Source organism: Oryzisolibacter propanilivorax, from assembly GCF_900103645.1.
Classification (GTDB): domain Bacteria; phylum Pseudomonadota; class Gammaproteobacteria; order Burkholderiales; family Burkholderiaceae_C; genus Melaminivora; species Melaminivora propanilivorax.
Map to the genome: position 1 here is coordinate 88,428 of NZ_FNHP01000008.1, position 16,859 is coordinate 105,286.

The following is a 16,859-nucleotide window of genomic DNA, read 5'->3' on the forward strand; positions in this document are numbered from 1 at the left end:
CGCTGAGTGGCGCCGCGGCCTCCGTTGCCTACGCAAGCCCCCTCGCGGCGCCTGTAAACGTTCATGAACGCCTTCGCGGCCCAGTTGCATGCCTCTCACCGCCTACGGATCGCTGCCCTTCGCCGAACAGGCGCAATTTTTCCGGCGCAAGCTGAACCTGCCCACCGATGGCTGGACCGACATCTACACCCGCGAGCACGACTGGGCGTTCGTCGTGGCCGGCGCCAACCGCGACGCCATCGTGGCCGACTTCCGCGCCGCCGTGGACAAGGCCATCGAGGGCGGCAGCACGCTGGAGGACTTCCGCCGCGACTTCGACCGCATCGTCGCCACGCACGGCTGGGACTACAACGGCGGGCGCAACTGGCGCAGCCGCGTCCTCTACGGCACCAACCTGGCCACCAGCTACGCGGCCGGGCGCTGGCAGCAGCTGCAGGGCGCGCCGTACTGGCAGTACGAGCACCAGGACTGGGTGCAGCACCCGCGCGAGCAGCACATCGCCTGGAACGGCCTGGTGCTGGAAAAAGACGATCCCGCCTGGCAGGTCATGTTCCCGCCCAACGGCTGGGGCTGCCACTGCACGGTGCGGGGCCTGTGGCCGCGCGACCTGGCGCGCCTGGGCAAGGCCGGGCCTGACCAGGCGCCGCAGTTCCAATACGTTGAGCGCACTATCGGCCAGCGCAGCATCAACGGCCCGCGCACCGTGCGCGTGCCCGAGGGCATCGACCCCGGCTTCGAGTACGCGCCGGGCAGCGCGCGCCTGAGAAGCGCCATCCCGCCCGAGCGGCCCGATCCGCCCCTGCCGGGCAGCACCGGCGGCCATGGCCTGTCCAACCGCCGCCCGCCGGACCCGCTGCCGCCGCCGCGCACCTTGCCGGCCAGCGTGCTGCTGCCCCCAGGGCAGGCGCCCGAGGCGTATGTCTCGCAATTCCTGGGCGCGTTCGGCGCCACACTCGACGCGCCCGCCATCGTGCGCGATGTGATCGGCGAGCGTGTGGTGGTGGGCAAGGAGCTGTTTCAGGACGCGCGCGGCGAATGGAAAGTCCTCAAGCGCGAACGCGAACGTTATCTGCCACTGCTGGCCCAGGCGCTGGCCGCGCCTGACGAAATCTGGGCGCGCGTGGAGTGGCTGCATGCCCTGGGCCGCGCTGTTGTGCGCCGCCGCTATCTGGCGCGCTACGTGATCGAGGGCCAGGAGGGCAACACGCCCGGCCTGGCGGTGTTCGAACTGGGCGCCGATGGCTGGAGCGGTGTCACGGCGTTCCCCGCGGCATCGGACGACTACCTGGAGCACGCCCGCATCGGCGTGCGCCTGTACCGCAGGCAGCCATGAAGCAGGCAGCAAAAAGGCCAGCACACCGCCCCATGCTGGCCCGCCCGGACGTGGGATTGGAGGCGGTGGCGGCCGCTGCCCGTCCGATGGATGAACCATTGTAGGAACTTTGCCCCATGGCCGGAACCCGCATCACTGCCACTGTCGACGACGCCCAGGCCCGCGCCATGCTCGCGCGCCTGGGCGAGCCCGGCACGGCCGACCTCATGCCCCGCCTGGGCGAATACCTGCAGCGCTCCACGCAGGAGCGCTTCAGGGCACAGACGGCGCCGGACGGCACGCCCTGGGCGCCCTTGCAGCCGCGCTACGCCCGGCGCAAGAAGTACCACCAGGACAAGGTGCTCACGCTGCGCGGCTACCTGCGCGGCGGCATCCACTACCAGGTCACCGGGCCCCACACCGTGGACGTGGGCAGCAGCACCAAGTACGCCGCCATCCACCAGCTCGGCGGCACCATCGGCCACAACGCCCAGTCGCGCCGCGTGCGCTTTCGCAGCGTCGCCGGCCGCGTGCTGTTCGCCGGGGCCAAACACAAGCGCGCCGTCACCGAGCGCTGGGTCACGCGCGGCGCCTACCAGGTCGACATCCCCGCGCGCCCCTTCCTGGGCATCAGCGCCGCCGACGACGCGGAGATCCGCGAAATCATCCTGGACTGGGTCGTGGGCCGCGGCAAATAGGGTCCTGGTTCCCAATACATCGCACCTGCCGCCGTCGACCATGGCGGCATGCCTTCCCCCAGCACCCGCCATAGCGCCGTAGCCATCGCCGCCTGCACCTTTGCCGTGCAGGCGGCTGCCGGCGCGGGGGGCCTGCTGCGCCGGGTGCAGTACTTCCCGGCCGGGCCGTTTCGCAGCGGCGACACGCGCCCGGACGACGTGCCCGCCTGGCGCATCGATGCCGCCAGCGCGGCGCGCGTCATTGAGCGCTTCAATGCCCGCCTGGCGCGCAAGCCGCTCGTCATCGACTACGAGCACCAGACCCTGCACAAGGAAAAGAACGGCCAGCCCGCGCCCGCGGCCGGCTGGCCCCGGACCCTGGAGTGGGTCGAGGGCGAGGGCCTGTTCGGCACCGTGGAGATGACCGCGCGCGCCGCCGCCGCCATCGATGGGCGCGAGTACCTCTACTTCAGCCCCGTCTTCTCGTACTCCAAGGCCGACGGCACCGTGCTCGAAGTGCTGATGGGCGCGCTCACCAACGACCCCGGCATCCAGGGCATGCAGCCGCTTTCCCTCGTGGCCGCCGCCACCGCGGCCTTCCTCCCGCCCCCCGACCTTCCACAGGAACCCACCGTGAACCCCTTGCTTAAGGCGCTGCTGGCCGCCCTTGGCCTGCCCGAGTCCACCACCGAAGACGCCGCCATCGCTGCGCTGACGGCCCTCGGCCCCCTGCAGCCCCTGCAGGCGCGCGCCGGCGTGGCCAGCGCCGCCTGCGCCGCGCTGCAGCTGCCCGCAGACGCCACCCCCGAAGCCGTCACCGCCGCCGCCACCAGCCTGCGCGCGGCCCCCGCCGACCCCGCCCGGTTCGTGCCCGTGGAGGCCGTCTCGGCGCTGCAGGGCCAGATCGCCGCGCTCACCGCGCGCCAGCACGAGGCCGATGTGCACGCGCTGATCCAGCCCGCCCTGGCCGATGGCCGCCTGCTGCCCGCGCTCGAAGGCTGGGCGCGCGAGCTGGGCAAGAAAGACGTCGCCGCGCTCACCGCCTACCTGGACAGCGCCCAGCCCATCGCCGCCCTCACCGGCACGCAAACCGGCGGCCAGCCGCCTGGCGGCACCGCCCGGGGCGACGCACAGCTGTCGCTTGCCGAGCTGGCCGTGTGCACCGCCATGGGCCTGACCCCCGAGCAATACAAGGCCGGCGCCGCCGCTGCTGCCGCCGCCTGATCCCGCCACCCAACCACCACCACAGCCATGGCAGCACTCACCCAAGACCGCAACACCGTGCGCCGCGACGGCCTGCTCATCGAGCCGCCCGTGGCCGGCGGCGCCCGCATCTTCACCGGCGCGCTGGTCGCCATCAACGCCGCCGGCCTGGCCGTGCCGGGCAGCACGTCCGCCACGCTCGTGGGCGCGGGCAGCGCCCTGGCCCCGGCCGACAACACGCTGGGCGCGGCCGGCGCGCTGCGCGTGCGCCTGGACCGGCGCCCCGCGCGCTTCGCCAACAGCGCCGCCGCCGACGCCATCACGCTGGCCGACCTGGGCCGCGACTGCTTCATCGTGGATGACCAGACCGTCGCCAAAACCAACGGCGCGGGCGCGCGCAGCCGCGCCGGCCGCGTGTTCGACGTGGACGCCGAGGGCGTCTGGGTCGACTTCCGCTGATCCGGCCACGCAGCACAGCAACGGAGTTTCACCCCATGCAAATCAACCACAGCAACCTCGCCATCCTCAACCAGGCGTTCAGCGGCGCGTTTCGCGGCGCTTTCTCCCAGGCCGCTCCCATGTGGAGCCAGGTCGCCACCCTGGTGCCCAGCACCACCAGCGAGCAAAAGTACGGCTGGCTGGGCAAGATCACCAAGTTCCGCGAGTGGATCGGCGAGCGCCAGGTCCAGAACCTGGCGGTGCATGACTACGCCATCAAGAACAAGACGTTCGAGAACACCGTGGGCGTGGGCCGCGAGGAGATCGAGGACGACCAGTACGGCATCTACACGCCGGTGATCCAGCAGCTGGGCCAGGACGCGGCGCTGCACCCCGACGAGCTGGTGTTTGGCCTGCTGAACGCTGGCTTTACCACCCCCTGCTACGACGGCCAGTACTTCTTCGACACCGACCACCCGGTGGGCGCGCCCGGCGCGCAAAAGAGCGCGAGCAACTTCCAGGGCGGCACGGGCACCGCGTGGTTCCTGCTGGACACCACCAAGGTCATCAAGCCCGTGCTGTACCAAAAGCGCCGCGACTACGCCTTCACGGCCAAGACCAGCCTCACCGACGAGAACGTCTTCAACCGCAACGAATTCGTCTGGGGCGCGGACGGGCGCGGCAACGCCGGCCTGGGGCTGTGGCAGCTCGCCTACGCCTCGCGCGAGGCCCTCACGGTGCAGAGCTACGCCGACGCCCGCGCCGCGCACCAGAGCCTGTGCGGCGACAACGGCAAGCCGCTGGTCATCCGCAGCGCCGAGCTGTGGGTGCCGCCCAACCTGGAGCAGGCGGCGCTGGAAGTGGTGCAGGCCGAGCGCCTGGCGGGCGGCGCCAGCAACGTGATGCGCAACCTCTCCAAGGTCGTGGTGTGCCCCTGGCTCGCCGCCTGACCGCAACCCGCCCCGAAGGACCGAACCGACATGGCCACCCCGAAAACCACCCCCGGCAAGAGCACCGCAGCGCCTGCCGCGCGCCCCCACCAGGCCGAAGGCGCCGTGCGCCAGATGCTGCAGGTCACGCCCAAGCGCGACGGCTTTCGCCGCGCGGGCCGCGCCTGGCACGGCACCACCCACGTGGGCCTGGACGAGCTGACGCCCACGCAGTTCGAGCAGCTCACGCACGAGCCGATGCTGATCACCCAGCTGCTCGAAGTGCCCGCTGACACCGCCGCCGACCTGGCCGGCGACGACGCGGCAAGCGCCGCCAGCAACTAAAAGCGCCACGCCGCTGCCATGACCTACGTCACCACCGCCGAGCTCGCCGAGCGCCCCGGCCCGCGCGAAATCGCGCTGCTCGCCACCAGCGACGACGCGCAGACGGTGGACGTGGCCCTCATGGACGCCACGCTGCGCGGCGCCGACCGCGGCGCCTGGCCGCCGGCCGAACTCGCCCAGGCCGACGCGGCGCTGCGCCGCGTGCAGGACGCCATCGCTGAGGCCGCCGCACTGATCGACGGCTACCTGGCCACGCGCGGCTACGCGCTGCCGCTGCAGCTCGCGCCCACCAGCACCGGCAAGAGCCTGCTCACCGTGTGGGCGCGCGCCATCGCGCGCTACCTGCTCAACGGCAGCCGCATCACCGACGACAGCCGCGACCCCGTGGCGCGCGACTACCGCGACGCTTGCAGGCGCTTGGCCGAGGTCGCGGCCGGCAAGCTCAACCTGGGCGCGGCCGACCCCCAGGCGCCCGCCAACGCCAGCGGCACCGACGTGCGCTTCGAAGGCAGCGCCCCGGTGTTCGGGCGCGCGCAGCTGCGCCACTTCCACTGAGCGCCATGTGGTTCCAGGCCGCCTTGTCCCGCCTGCGTGAGCGCGTGCCAGGCATGCGCCAGATCGAAGGCGTCAGCAGCCTGGCCGATGCCATGCGCGGCGTGCGCGTGGTGCCGGCGCTGTACCTCGTGCCCTTGAGCGAGCAGGGGCGCGAGCTGGCCCACACCGGCGCGCTGGACCAGCTCGTCGCCGTCACCTTCGGCGTGATTTTTTCCCTCGACAGCGGCCGCACCGCGATGGGCCTGGATGCCGTGCTCGCCCTGGAGGGCCACCGCCGCCAGGTGCGCCAGGCGCTCGTCGGCTGGGTGCCTGACACGGACACCGGCGAGCCCGTCGTCTTCGCCGGCGGCGAGCTGCTCGACCTGCCCGCCGACAACCGCCTTTGGTGGGCCGACGACTTCCAGCTGACCACGTACTACAGGAGCAACCCGTGAGCAAAGCCCATGCCAAGAACCCGACACCGGCAGCGCAAGAACCCGCGCCGCAGCACACGCCCGCGCCCGCCGCCGCCTCCGCTGCCGATCCAGGCGCCGCCGTGGTTCAGCCCGCGCCGCCCGCCGCGCCGGCGGACGAGCACCACGGCCGCGGCGGCCTGTACATCCGCTCGCACGGCGTGCGCACGCTCGTAGAGCGCACCGGCCACAGCGCCACCCCCAGCGCCCCATCCGATCCCCAGGAGTAACGCCCCATGGCCCTCGACCCCATCATCCGCCTGCGCCAGATGGCGCTCATGGCCGCTGTCGAAAGCGCGGCCGGCACCTTCGTGCTGCCCGCCGCCGCCGACGCCCTCGAAGTCGGCAACGTCACCATCACGCCCACCGAGGGCGAGGAGGTGGAGTACGACATCGTGCGCCCGCACTTCGGCGCCAACGAGTCCGTGCTGGTCACCCGCTACCGCAAGATGGCGTTTCGCGTCGGCCTGGCCGGCGTGGGCATGGCCGGCAGCCTGCCCGGCTACGCCAAGCTGCTGCGCGGCTGCGGCATGGCCGCCACCAATACCCCGGCGCCCGACCCCGACCCGCACACGCTGTTCGCCCCGGTGGACGACGCCTTCGAGAGCCTGTCGCTGTACGCCGTGGTCGGGCGCAATGTCTACAAGATGCCCGGCGCCGCCGGCAACGTGAAGCTGGAAGGCAACGCCCGGCAGCTGCCGTGGCTGAACTTCGAGTTCACCGGCGCCTGGACGCCCGTGGAGACCGTGGGCGCCATGCCGGCCACCGCGCCCGACTTCCAGCTGCCGCTGGGCGTCAACCAGGCCAACACCCGCGTCAAGCTGGGCGCCAAGCACTGGCCCTGCAACGCCTTCTCCATCGACCTGGGCAACACCGTCACCAAGCAGGACCTGACCGAGGTGGACAACACCGAGATCACGGCGCGCGCCAGCACCGGCTCGATCACGATCCGCAACACCCTGGCCAGCGTACACGACTGGGACGCGCTCATCGGCGCCAAGCTGGCCTTCGAGCTGGTGCACGGCCAGGGCGCCACCAACACGCTCACCGTGGCCGCGCCGCGCGCACAGATCGGCAAGCCCACCTTCGGCGAGCAAGACGGCGTGCAGATGGTCACGCTGCCGCTGAAGTTCATCCCCAGCCCGGCGGGCAACGACGAGCTCACGCTGCGCGTCTGACGCCCAAGGTCCGCCCCCCGCACCCGTTTCCACCCATCGCAAAGGATTTCCCCTCCATGGCCGTCGTTCTCACCCGCAGCCCCGCCTATTGGGCGGACGCCTTCTACGTCATCCCCGACCAACCCGGCAAGCCCATCGTCATCGACTTCCAGCTGCGCTTCAAGCACCTGAAGAAGACCGAGCGCAAGGAGCTCGACCAGCGCCTGGAGGTCAACGCCCGGCGCTACCGTGAGCGGTTGCAGGCGATCTCCGAGGGCAAGGCCGACCCCGGCTTCACCCCAGAAATTCTCGACAAGGAAGTGCTGGACCTGGTGCTGGTGGACTGGAGCGGCTTTCAGGACGAGGGCGGCTCGCCCGCCATCTACACCCCAGCCGCACGCGCGCAGCTGGTCGAAGACTTCCCCGGCATCGAGGCCGCCTTCATCGCGTCCTACCTGCAATCGCGCGACCCCGACCAAAAGCGCGAGGCCGCCGCAAAAAACTCCGAGGTGCCGTCCGGCACCACCTGAGCGGCGCGAGCACCCAGGCGTGCAGCGATGGCGACATGGCCGCCGATTTCGCGCTCCTGGGGCTATCGGCGTCCGAGGCGGCTCGCGCATCGCGCGCCAGTCAATGGGGCGCCGACACCACGGCATCGGGCGACTTCGAGCTGTGGCCTGAGCACCAGGCCGCATGGGAGGTGTTTCTCGACTGCGCGCGCCAGTGGCGCACTGCCTCGGTCGGCATGGCGGGGCTGTGGTTCCAGGGCCTTGATCCCGCCGCCGTCCGGCTCTCGCTGGCGGCGCGCAACGTACGCCGCGCGGACTGGGCCGGGCTTCTGGGCCAGCTGCGCATCCTCGAAGACGAAGCCGCCGGCATCTTGAACGACCCCTCCTGAACATGGACAGCAGCAAGACCGTCAAGGTCGTTCTCACGCTCGACAACGGGCAATTCATCACCAGCCTGCAGGCCTCGGGGCGCGAGCACAGCACGTTCGCGGCCAACGTGGTGCGCTCGGGCCAGGCGATGGACGCCACGCTCAAGAGCGGCGAGATGAGCGCCAAGCAGACGGCCGCCGCGCTGCGCATGCTGCCCGCGCAGTTCACCGACATCTTCACGGGCCTGGCGTCTGGGCAGGCGCCCATGACGGTGCTCATCCAGCAAGGCGGCCAGCTCAAGGATTCCTTTGGCGGCGTGGCGCCCGCCGCCCGGGCGATGGGCGGCTACATCGCCGGCCTGGTCAGCCCCACCATGCTGGCGGCCGGCGCCGCGGGCGCGCTGGCCGTGGCCTACTACCAGGGCAGCAAGGAGGCCGACGCCTACACCCGCTCCATCGTGATGAGCGGCAACGCCGCCGGCGCGACGGTGGGCCAGATGCAGGCCGCCGCGCGCGGCGCCTCGGCGGTAGTGGGCACGCAGGCAGCGGCGGCCGACGCGGTCGCGCAGCTGGGCGCAACGGGCCAAGTCGCCGCGCGCAACCTGGAGGGCTTCACCGCCACCGCGCTGCGCATGGAGCGCGAAGTCGGCCAGGCAGTGGAGAAGACCGCCGAGCAGTTCTCCGGCCTGGGCGACAAGCCCGTGCAGGCGTCGCTCAAGCTCAACGAAAGCTATGGCTACCTGACCACCGCCATCTACGAGCAGATCCGCGCACTGGAGGCCAGCGGCAAGCACCACGAAGCGGGCGAGCTGGCGCAACGCAGCTTCGCCGCCGCCATGGACGAGCGCACGAATCGCCTGCGGGGCAACCTGGGCCTGCTCGAGCGCGGCTGGCGCGCCATCGGCGACGCCGCCGGCTGGGCCTGGAACAAGATGCTCAACGTCGGCCGCAAGGAGACCGTGGCCGACCAGCTGTCCAAGGCACAGCAAGAGCTGCAAGACCGCATGTCCCGTGGCCCCACGAACGACGTGCCAGGCGTGCGCGGCAGTTGGGAAAAAGGCAACGAGCGGATGCGCGAGAACATCCGCCTGCTGCAGGAAAAGGTGAAGCTGGAGGAAGAATCAGCCGCCGCTGCGGCCAAGAGCCAGGCCCAGGAAAAAGCCGGCATCGAATGGAGCCAGCGCGCCTACGAGGCCCGCTCCAAGTCCAAGAAGATGGAGGACGAGCTGGCCGCCGCCCGCCAGCAGTTCAAGGACGCCGGCAAGGACGAGGTGCGGGACAAGAAGGAACTCGACGCGGTCCTGGCCGGCATCCGCGACAAGTACAAGGAATCCACCACCGAGCAGAACAAGGCCGCCAAGGAGCAAGAGCGCCAGCTCGCCCTGATGGCCGAGCTGGGCGGCTTGTCGTCCACCTTCTACAAGGACTGGACGGAGCTGAACAAGCAGTTCGCCGCCGGCAAGATCAAGCAGGAAGAGCTGGTACGGCTGCAGGCCACGCTGCTGGCCAAGCAGCCGGCCATGGCGGCGGCGGCGCGCGAGGAGCAAAAGGCACTCGACGCGCAGGTCCGGGCCTGGCAGGAGCTGGAGCGCGTGCAGGAGCGCGCCCGCGAAAAAGCCCTGGAGGCGCTGCAAAAGTCCGCCCAGGGCGCCGAGCAGCAGGTGCAAAAGCTGCTGGACGAAGAGCACGCCACCACCTTGGCCGCCGTGGCCAACATCTCGCTGGCCGAAGCCGTCGAGCGCGTGGCCCTGGCGCGCGCGCAAGAGGCCTACCAGAAGGCTGCCGCTGCCGGCGCTGATGGCCAGACGCTGCTGGCGCTGCAAAAGGAAATCGAGGCGCGCGAGAAGATCGTCAGCCTGACCGGCGCGCGCGAGGCGCGCGAGGCGCTCAAGAAGACGGCCGACGAGGCAAGCAAAGAGCTCAAGCGCGTCACCGAGCAGTACGAGCAGGGCCTCACCAACGCCGCCATGCAAGGCGGCAAGAGCCTGAAGGAATACATCCAGGGCGTGCTGCGCACCACGGCCTTTCGGATCGTGCTGCAGCCCGTGATGAACTGGGGCGCGCAGCTGCTCACGGCCATCACCGGCGGCGCCGGCGGCGCCGGCGGCGCCAGCGCGCTGCTGGGCGGCAGCGGCGGCCTGATGGGCACCGTGGGCAACCTCGGCAGCCTGGCCTCGCTGCTGGGCGGCAACAGCATGCTGGGCAACATCGCCGGCACCCTGGGCGGCTGGCTGGGCCTGGGCGGCGCGGTTTCCACCGGCACCGGTATCGCCACCAGCGTGGGCACCGGCCTGTCGCTGACTGGCACCACGGGCGGGCTGGGCCTGACCACCGGCGGTGGCCTGGGCCTGACCGTGGGCAACACCGCCAGCAGCGCGGTCAGCCTAGGCGGGGCCGGTGCAGGCGCCAGCGGCGCCACCAGTACCTTGATGGCTGCAGCACCTTATGCGGCCATCATCGCCGCCGCCGTCGCCGTGGCCTCGAATATGTGGGAGCAGGGGTGGACGCGCGATGCCTTGAAGGGCGAGGGCAAGTCCACGTTCTACGGCGGCGCTGGCTCTTACATGACGGGCATCGGCGTGCTGGAAAAGCACAAGCTCGGCGTGCTGAGCGCGCTCGGGGTGTCGGAGAAGTGGGCGGACATCTTGAGCGGTACCACCCGCATGGCGCTGCTGTTTGGGCGCAAGCTCAAGGACTCCGGCCTGGAAGCCACCCTGGGCAGCAACGCCGACGGTGGCAGCGAATCGCGCCAATACGCCTTTTATAAAGGTGGGCTCTTCCGAAGCGACAAGACCACCTACGTCAAGACCGACGAGGGTGTCGAGGCGTACCTGGACAACGCCGTGACCACGGCCCGCGCCGCGCTGCGGGCGGTGGCCGAGTCGCTGGACGCGCCGACCGCCGCGCTCGACACATTCGCCCTCACCGTGAAGGAAAGCTTCAAGGACCTGAGCGAGGAGGAAGCCAACGACAAGTTGGCCGAGATCGTCGGCCGCTACGCCGAAGGGCTGGGCGGAGCGTTTTTGGAGGGCCTGGACGGCTCGGGCGTGGCCGCCTGGGTGCAGCGCATCGCCAAGGACGGCGGCACGGCCGCCGAGCGGCTGCAGGCCATCGCCGACTACCCGGCCCAGTTGCTGCAGTCCATCGGCACCACGCGCGAGGACCTGGTGCGCATCTTCACCGAAGGGCTGGTGAATGGCGATGCGGCAGCGGCCGGCCAGGCTGTGGCCGACCAGCTGGTCGCCAGCATCGAGCTGAGCATGCTCAGCGGCGCCAGCGCCCAGGTGTTCGACATCGTCAACCGCGGCATCGTCACCCCCATCCTGGACGCCATGGCCAATGGCGCCAGCCTGTCGGAGGCCATCAGCCAGGCCAACATCGCCCGGACCGTGGCCAAGGCCCAGGAGACGGCCGCGGCGTTCGCCGCCGTGTGGAACGACCCGGGCTTCAAACAGGCCATGGAGTCCATCCGCACCACCGTGGGCAGCGCTCTGGGCACCGCCGGCGGCGCCCTGCAGTACCAGCCCACCTACATCCGGCCCCAGGCCGCCGTGGACGCCGGCGCCAGCAGCAGCGCCAGCCAGGAAGAGACTCCCGAGGACCGCCTGCGCAAGAAGATCCAGGACATGGCCGCCGATGGCGCGCAGCTCGCCGCCGACTTGCTGCGCGCCAAAGGCGACGAGGCCGCCGCCGCCCTGGCCGAGCTGGAGATCGCCACTGAGGGCGTCACTGGCGTGCTGCGCGAGCAGTACATCGCCCAGCGGGACGCCAACCAGGCCATGCAGGGCAGCATCGCGGCGTGGGAGGCCATCGGCGCGCTCAAGGACGAAGGCGCCGGCCTGGCCATTGAGCTGCTGCGCGCGCAAGGCCACGAAGCCGCTGCCGCGCTGCGCCAGTTCGAGGCCGCCACCGCCAAGATGACCGAGGCCGAGCGCGAAGCCTACCGTTTGCAGCAGCAGGCCAACGACGCGCTGCGCGCACAGATCGCGCTGGCCACCGAGCTGCCGGCGCTGCTCGCGCGCTTCATGACCCCACAGCAAAGCCAGGCCGCCGGCTACGGGCGCATCGCGCAGGGCCTGGAGCAGGCGGGCATCCATGTGGGCGCCGATACGCTGGCGCAGGCCAGCCTGCAGCAGATCGCCCAGGCCGCCGCCGAGATCTACCACCTGGGCAGCACCAGCGACGCCACACGCCTGGCGCTGGTGCGCGCCGTGGCCAGCCTGGCCGAGCTCAAGGATGCGGCCACCGCTAGCGCCAATGCCGCGGCCGACGCGGCGCTGTCCGCGCTCTCGCGCTCCATCGAAGCCGAAAAGGCCGCCATCACCGAGGCCGCCAACGCCCGCATCGAGAGCCTGCGCCAGGAGGCCGAAGCGCAGAAGGCCGCGCAGGACACTGCCAGCGAAGCCCTGGCCACCGCCACGCGCATCGCCGACACCCTCGGCCGCGCCGTGCGCGCGCTGCGCGGCCAGGTCGAGAGCGCCGTGGTGCAGGACCTGGCCGCCGCGCGCGCCTTCATCGAGGGCGCCGCGCGCGCCGCCGCCGCCACGGGCGCGCTGCCCGACGAAGAGCAGCTGGCGCGCGCCATCGAGTCCGTCACCGCCGACCAGCAGCAGCGCTACGGCACCTACGCCGACTGGGAAGCCGCGCAGCTCGACCAGGCCAACCAGCTCGCCGCCCTGGAGGGCGTGAGCACGGCGCAGATGACCGTGGCCGAGCGCCACCTGGCCGCCACGAAAGCCCAAGCCGCGCTGCTGGAAGAGCAGGTCAAGGCCACGCAGGCCGGTGCGGCCGCCGCCATCCGCGCGCTCGACCAGCAGCTGGCCGCCGCACAGGAACGCCTGGCCGTGCTGCGCGACAGCAACGCCCAGCTGCAGTCGATCGCCACGGCCACCGCCGGCTTCGAGGCCGCGCTGGCGCAGCTGGCGCAGGCCCTGGCCGCATCGGCCAAGGGCCCCAGCGCGGGCGGCGGCGGCCCGAGCGGCGGCGCGCCCACGCCGGCGCCAGGGGGCGCCAGCACTGTGGTGCTGAACGGCCCCGGCGGCTCGCAGTACGACGCGCGCAGCGACGTCTTCTACGCCGCCGGCACCGGCATGCCCTACCTGGGGGCGAGCCTGGGCGCCGCCGCGATCGACATGGTGAACGCCGGCCACGCCCTGCAGGTCTACCAGGCCGCCGTGGCCGGCGGTGTCACCAGCCAGATGCTGGCGCAGTGGACCGGCGCCAGCGCGGCCGATCTCAACGCCTGGGCCGCCGCCAACAACCTGCCCGCATTCGCCGAGGGCACCAACTACGTGCCGCGCGACATGATCGCGCTCATCCACGAAGGCGAGGAGATCGTCCCCAAACGCTATAACCCCGCCGCCCAGGCCGGCGCCTGGACGAGCGCCAGCACCATCAGCCGCAGCGTCGCCAGCCGCGGCGCGGGCTCCGAATCGGCCCTGCAGGCGGTGGTGGCCACGCTGGCCGGCACTGTGGGGCAGCTCGCCGGCGGCGCGGGCGAAGGGGCGCTTGGAGCCGAGGACCGCAGCAACCTGCGCCGCATCCGCGAGGTGCTTGAAGGCGCCGCTATGGGCCGCGTGCGGCTGGGGGTGGCCGCATGATGCGCGTGCTGCCGCCCATGGATATCGGCCAGGCCCAGCTGGTGTCCACCAGCGTGGCCGCCGAGGACGCCACGCCCGTGTGGGCCGCCGCCACCGCCTGGGCCAAGGATGCGCTGTGCCACCGGGTGGAGACGCACATGGTCTACCGCCGCATCACCGCCGGCACCTCGCCCACGCCGCCCGAAGGCGACGCGGCGCTGTGGCAGGCGCTGCGCCCCACCAACCGCCGGGCCATGTTCAACCTGCTGCACGACACGCGCACACGGGTAGAGGGCGGCCCGCTCACCGTGACGCTCGCGCCCGGCCAGCGCGTGGACAGCCTGGCGCTGGTGGGCCTCACGGGCGCCAGCGCCACGGTGCGCGTGGCCATCGGCGCGGACGTGCTCGAGCGCAGCTTCCCGCTGCTCACGCGCCGCGTGCGCTCGTGGTACCAGTACTTCACCGCGCCCTTCGTGCAGCAGGGTGCACTGACCCTGTGGGACCTGCCGCCGTACCGGGGCGCCACCATCACCGTGACCATCACGCCCAACGCCGCCGGCCCCGCCGGCGTGGCCGAGTGCGGCCGGCTCATCCTGGGCATGGGCGCGCGCATCGGCGAGCTGCAGTGGGACTACGAAAACGACGCGCTGAACTTCTCGCGCATCGAGCGCAACTTCGACGGCTCGCTGGCTGCCATCGAGCAGCGGCGCAGCGTGCCCACCAACGCCTTGCCGGTGCGCGTGGACGCGGCTGACGTCGACGCCGTGCTGGCGCTGCGCGCGCGGCTCAACGCCGTGCCGGCCCTGTGGTCGGGCTGGACGCGCTATCCCGACAGCCCCTACGCCAGCTCGGCGCTGCTGTTTGGCATCTACCGGCGCTTTGCCGTGCGCCCGGCCAACAAGCGCTACGCCCAGGCCACCCTTGAAATCGAAGAGATGTGAAGCATGCCCATTGCCCCTATACCCCTTGCCCTGCTGTCGCCCGCGCCCACGCTGGCCGACCCTGAGAATTTCGATGCGCGCGCCGACGTCACTGTCAGCGAGATCGTGGCCCTGGTGCCCCGGCTCAACGAGGAGCTGCAGGGCGTGTACGCCAACGCCGTCAGCGCCCAGGGCGCGGCCGCGATGAGCGAGGCCGCGGTGGCCCTGGCCAGCTACCGGGGCACCTGGTCCTCGCTGGCCGGGCCGCTGGCGCCCCCGGCGACGACGCTGCACGTGGGCAGCTACTGGATGCTGATGGGCGCCGTGGCCAACGTCGCGGCCAGCGAGCCGGGCAGCTCCAACGCCTGGAAGCTGCTCAACGCGCTGCCGCCCCTGGTGCGCGAGGCGCGCGCGGCGGCCGCGGTCATTGGCGCGGGGCACATGGGCCGCTGGATCGACATCACCGGCGGCACCTTCACGCAGGCGTTCGCGCCCTGCGCGCAGCTGGGCGGCGGCTGGTGGTGCTACTTGGGCAACAGCGGCAGCGGGGACATCACGCTGGACCCGGCTGGCGCCGAGACCATCGACGGCCTGGCCAGCTTCGTCATGTACCCCGGCGAGGTGCGCCTGGTGCAGTGCGACGGCGTGGCGCTGCGCAGCGTGGTGCTCAAGGCCTTCTCACGCACCTTCACAGTTTCGGGCAATTTCATCCACCCACCCGGATACGCAGGCATTCATCACATGCTCTGGGGGGCGGGCTCTGGAGGTACGGCCCAGTTTTACGGGTCAAACGCTATCGAAGGCGTCGACAGATCAGCAGGCGGCGCCTGTGCCGTGGGAGTGCTGCCTGCTTCGCTCATTGCCGCAGGCGCTACGGTTGCGATCATCATTGGCGCAGGCGGCCCTGGAGCAGTCACAGGCAGCGACTATCAGAAGCACGGAAGCCCGGGCGGGAACAGCTCTATCGGCACGCTAGTTACCGCACCGGGCGGAGGTGTTTCCGGCGGTACATACGGTGTGGCCGCGCCGGGTTTCAACGTCGCTTCTGATGCTGGGGGAAGCGCCTATGGGGGCGCTTCTCGCGGCGGCGGCGGTCGTTGGACGACGATCTACGGCGGGGGCACCAACAGCTCTGGTCCCACCACCATCTTTGGCGGCGAGGGCGGGGGTGGCAATACCGGCGCGCCGGGCAGCGCGCCGGGCGGCGCGGGCGGGTCCAAGACTGTGTCTTCAGGAACTGCTGTGGCAGGCAATGGCGCGCGCGGCGAGTGCCGCCTGCGGGGGGTGATCTGATGGCACGCTATGCAGTTATCCACGGGGGCGTGGTGCAAAACCACGCCCTGGCCGACGACGTGTTCGCAGCCGCGCAAGGCTGGGTGCCGGCAGGGGACTCGCAAGTCGGTGACCGGTGGGACGGGCATGCGTTCGTGCCCGCACCTGCCGACCTCGACGCCCTGAAAGCCGCCAAGAACGACGAGATCAACGCCGCACGGCTGGCCGCCAACTTCTCGCACTTCGAGCACGCGGGCAAGCAAATCGCCTGTGACCAGCTCAGCCGCTCCGATATCGATGGCACTAACGGGTTCGTTGCCCTCTACGGTGCCCTGCCACCGGGCTGGCCCGGCGGCTGGAAGGCCATCGACAACACCTACGTGGCCATCGCCGACGTGGCCGCCTGGAAGGCGTTCTACGCGTCGATGTTCGCAGCCGGCAACGCCAACTTCGCGCACGCCCAGGCCCTCAAGGAGGCGCTGGCAGCGGCCGCCACGGCCGAGGAGGTGGCCGCGATCGGCTGGGGCATGGAGGCGCCCTGATGCTGCTGGCCAGCTACAAGTCCACCCGCCCCGGCCTGCAGGGCGTGGCCAACCGCCTGATCCGCGCGCGCCTGCGCGGCATCTACTCGCACAACGAGCTGGTGTTCGAGCCCGGCGACGGCGTGGACGCGCTCATGCCGGACGGCACCTGCGCAGCCGATGCCGCAGGCGCCCTGTGGTGCGCCTCCAGCGTCGCGGCCGAGGCGCTGCCCGCGCATTCGCCGCGCCGCGCCGGCTGTGGTGGCGGGGTGCGCTTCAAGCGCATCGCGCTTGATCCGGGCCACTGGGACATGCGCCGCGTGGCTTGCAACCCAGTCCTGGCAGCGCAGTGGTTCAAGGCTCACCAAGGCGAGCTATACGACTGGCAGCTGATCGCCGGCTTCGCGACCTGGCTGATGCCGCACAAGGCCAGCCGCTGGACCTGCAGCGAAGCATGCGCGGCCGCGCTGGGGGCGCCCGAGGGTGATGCCTGGCGCTTCGACCCGTGCAGCCTTGAAGCCGCCGGCGGCGCCTGGATGTAGGGAGGGAGGACCGAACCAAGAAAAAGACGGGCGACCCGGCCAGGTGCGGTAACACCTGAGCCGAACCCCAACCCGCAGAC

17 protein-coding genes are annotated in these 16,859 nt (G+C 71.4%); all 17 read left to right on the top strand.

Annotation, left to right across the window (positions count from 1 at the left end; genetic code table 11):
• Positions 1 to 88 precede the first annotated feature (88 nt).
• The 17 genes from BLQ61_RS13320 to BLQ61_RS13400 all read left to right on the top strand — a co-directional run bounded on the left by BLQ61_RS13320 (position 89) and on the right by BLQ61_RS13400 (position 16,779).
• The gene (locus BLQ61_RS13320; RefSeq protein WP_091571183.1) at positions 89 to 1,333 is read left to right on the top strand and encodes a PBECR2 nuclease fold domain-containing protein; all 1,245 of its coding nucleotides are present in this window, start codon (positions 89 to 91) and stop codon (positions 1,331 to 1,333) included.
• A 116-nt stretch (positions 1,334 to 1,449) separates the two neighbouring features.
• Positions 1,450 to 2,010: a phage virion morphogenesis protein gene (locus tag BLQ61_RS13325; protein ID WP_091571186.1), complete on the top strand. Its 561-nt coding sequence runs from the start codon at positions 1,450 to 1,452 to the stop codon at positions 2,008 to 2,010.
• 48 nt (positions 2,011 to 2,058) lie between these two features.
• Entirely contained in the window at positions 2,059 to 3,213 is a 1,155-nt protein-coding gene (locus BLQ61_RS13330; protein ID WP_091571188.1) for a phage protease, read from the top strand.
• 27 nt (positions 3,214 to 3,240) lie between these two features.
• A complete protein-coding gene (locus BLQ61_RS13335; RefSeq protein ID WP_091571190.1) occupies positions 3,241 to 3,651 on the top strand; it encodes a hypothetical protein in 411 nt (136 codons plus the stop codon).
• A 35-nt stretch (positions 3,652 to 3,686) separates the two neighbouring features.
• Positions 3,687 to 4,580 (top strand): Mu-like prophage major head subunit gpT family protein, encoded by an 894-nt coding sequence (locus BLQ61_RS13340; protein WP_091571193.1) that lies wholly within the window; start codon positions 3,687 to 3,689, stop codon positions 4,578 to 4,580.
• 30 nt (positions 4,581 to 4,610) lie between these two features.
• Positions 4,611 to 4,904, top strand: a complete 294-nt coding sequence (locus BLQ61_RS13345) for a hypothetical protein (protein ID WP_091571196.1) — start codon at positions 4,611 to 4,613, stop codon at positions 4,902 to 4,904.
• An 18-nt stretch (positions 4,905 to 4,922) separates the two neighbouring features.
• The gene (locus tag BLQ61_RS13350) at positions 4,923 to 5,459 is read left to right on the top strand and encodes a gp436 family protein (protein WP_091571199.1); all 537 of its coding nucleotides are present in this window, start codon (positions 4,923 to 4,925) and stop codon (positions 5,457 to 5,459) included.
• A gap of 5 nt (positions 5,460 to 5,464) precedes the next feature.
• Positions 5,465 to 5,893, top strand: a complete 429-nt coding sequence (locus BLQ61_RS13355) for a phage tail terminator protein (protein ID WP_091571203.1) — start codon at positions 5,465 to 5,467, stop codon at positions 5,891 to 5,893.
• Positions 5,890 to 6,141 carry a hypothetical protein gene (locus tag BLQ61_RS13360; RefSeq protein WP_091571206.1) on the top strand — a complete coding sequence of 84 codons (252 nt, stop codon included), beginning with the start codon at positions 5,890 to 5,892 and terminating at the stop codon, positions 6,139 to 6,141. Before BLQ61_RS13355 ends, BLQ61_RS13360 begins: the two co-directional genes overlap by 4 nt.
• Before the next feature lie 6 nt (positions 6,142 to 6,147).
• Positions 6,148 to 7,089, top strand: a complete 942-nt coding sequence (locus BLQ61_RS13365; protein WP_091571208.1) for a phage tail tube protein — start codon at positions 6,148 to 6,150, stop codon at positions 7,087 to 7,089.
• Between the two features lie 56 nt (positions 7,090 to 7,145).
• Complete coding sequence (locus BLQ61_RS13370) at positions 7,146 to 7,598, top strand: hypothetical protein (RefSeq protein WP_091571211.1); 453 nt, start codon at positions 7,146 to 7,148, stop codon at positions 7,596 to 7,598.
• Between the two features lie 35 nt (positions 7,599 to 7,633).
• Positions 7,634 to 7,966 (top strand): DUF1799 domain-containing protein, encoded by a 333-nt coding sequence (locus BLQ61_RS13375; RefSeq protein WP_091571215.1) that lies wholly within the window; start codon positions 7,634 to 7,636, stop codon positions 7,964 to 7,966.
• A gap of 2 nt (positions 7,967 to 7,968) precedes the next feature.
• The gene (locus tag BLQ61_RS13380; RefSeq protein ID WP_091571218.1) at positions 7,969 to 13,545 is read left to right on the top strand and encodes a phage tail length tape measure family protein; all 5,577 of its coding nucleotides are present in this window, start codon (positions 7,969 to 7,971) and stop codon (positions 13,543 to 13,545) included.
• Positions 13,542 to 14,465 (top strand): hypothetical protein, encoded by a 924-nt coding sequence (locus tag BLQ61_RS13385; protein WP_091571220.1) that lies wholly within the window; start codon positions 13,542 to 13,544, stop codon positions 14,463 to 14,465. Before BLQ61_RS13380 ends, BLQ61_RS13385 begins: the two co-directional genes overlap by 4 nt.
• A gap of 3 nt (positions 14,466 to 14,468) precedes the next feature.
• Entirely contained in the window at positions 14,469 to 15,737 is a 1,269-nt protein-coding gene (locus BLQ61_RS13390) for a glycine-rich domain-containing protein (RefSeq protein ID WP_091571223.1), read from the top strand.
• Complete coding sequence (locus tag BLQ61_RS13395) at positions 15,737 to 16,258, top strand: DUF4376 domain-containing protein (protein ID WP_091571226.1); 522 nt, start codon at positions 15,737 to 15,739, stop codon at positions 16,256 to 16,258. Before BLQ61_RS13390 ends, BLQ61_RS13395 begins: the two co-directional genes overlap by 1 nt.
• Entirely contained in the window at positions 16,258 to 16,779 is a 522-nt protein-coding gene (locus BLQ61_RS13400; protein WP_091571228.1) for a hypothetical protein, read from the top strand. The genes BLQ61_RS13395 and BLQ61_RS13400 overlap by 1 nt, the downstream gene beginning before the upstream one ends.
• Positions 16,780 to 16,859 lie beyond the last annotated feature (80 nt).

Bases quoted from the DNA above. Each gene is read 5' to 3' on its own strand.
- BLQ61_RS13330 (WP_091571188.1), top strand. From the start codon at position 2,059: ATGCCTTCCCCCAGCACCCGCCATAGCGCCGTAGCCATCGCCGCCTGC.
- BLQ61_RS13385 (WP_091571220.1), top strand. From the start codon at position 13,542: ATGATGCGCGTGCTGCCGCCCATGGATATCGGCCAGGCCCAGCTGGTG.
- BLQ61_RS13325 (WP_091571186.1), top strand. From the start codon at position 1,450: ATGGCCGGAACCCGCATCACTGCCACTGTCGACGACGCCCAGGCCCGC.
- BLQ61_RS13400 (WP_091571228.1), top strand. From the start codon at position 16,258: ATGCTGCTGGCCAGCTACAAGTCCACCCGCCCCGGCCTGCAGGGCGTG.
- BLQ61_RS13340 (WP_091571193.1), top strand. From the start codon at position 3,687: ATGCAAATCAACCACAGCAACCTCGCCATCCTCAACCAGGCGTTCAGC.
- BLQ61_RS13375 (WP_091571215.1), top strand. From the start codon at position 7,634: ATGGCCGCCGATTTCGCGCTCCTGGGGCTATCGGCGTCCGAGGCGGCT.
- BLQ61_RS13380 (WP_091571218.1), top strand. From the start codon at position 7,969: ATGGACAGCAGCAAGACCGTCAAGGTCGTTCTCACGCTCGACAACGGG.
- BLQ61_RS13355 (WP_091571203.1), top strand. From the start codon at position 5,465: ATGTGGTTCCAGGCCGCCTTGTCCCGCCTGCGTGAGCGCGTGCCAGGC.
- BLQ61_RS13350 (WP_091571199.1), top strand. From the start codon at position 4,923: ATGACCTACGTCACCACCGCCGAGCTCGCCGAGCGCCCCGGCCCGCGC.
- BLQ61_RS13390 (WP_091571223.1), top strand. From the start codon at position 14,469: ATGCCCATTGCCCCTATACCCCTTGCCCTGCTGTCGCCCGCGCCCACG.
- BLQ61_RS13365 (WP_091571208.1), top strand. From the start codon at position 6,148: ATGGCCCTCGACCCCATCATCCGCCTGCGCCAGATGGCGCTCATGGCC.
- BLQ61_RS13370 (WP_091571211.1), top strand. From the start codon at position 7,146: ATGGCCGTCGTTCTCACCCGCAGCCCCGCCTATTGGGCGGACGCCTTC.
- BLQ61_RS13345 (WP_091571196.1), top strand. From the start codon at position 4,611: ATGGCCACCCCGAAAACCACCCCCGGCAAGAGCACCGCAGCGCCTGCC.
- BLQ61_RS13320 (WP_091571183.1), top strand. From the start codon at position 89: ATGCCTCTCACCGCCTACGGATCGCTGCCCTTCGCCGAACAGGCGCAA.
- BLQ61_RS13395 (WP_091571226.1), top strand. From the start codon at position 15,737: ATGGCACGCTATGCAGTTATCCACGGGGGCGTGGTGCAAAACCACGCC.
- BLQ61_RS13335 (WP_091571190.1), top strand. From the start codon at position 3,241: ATGGCAGCACTCACCCAAGACCGCAACACCGTGCGCCGCGACGGCCTG.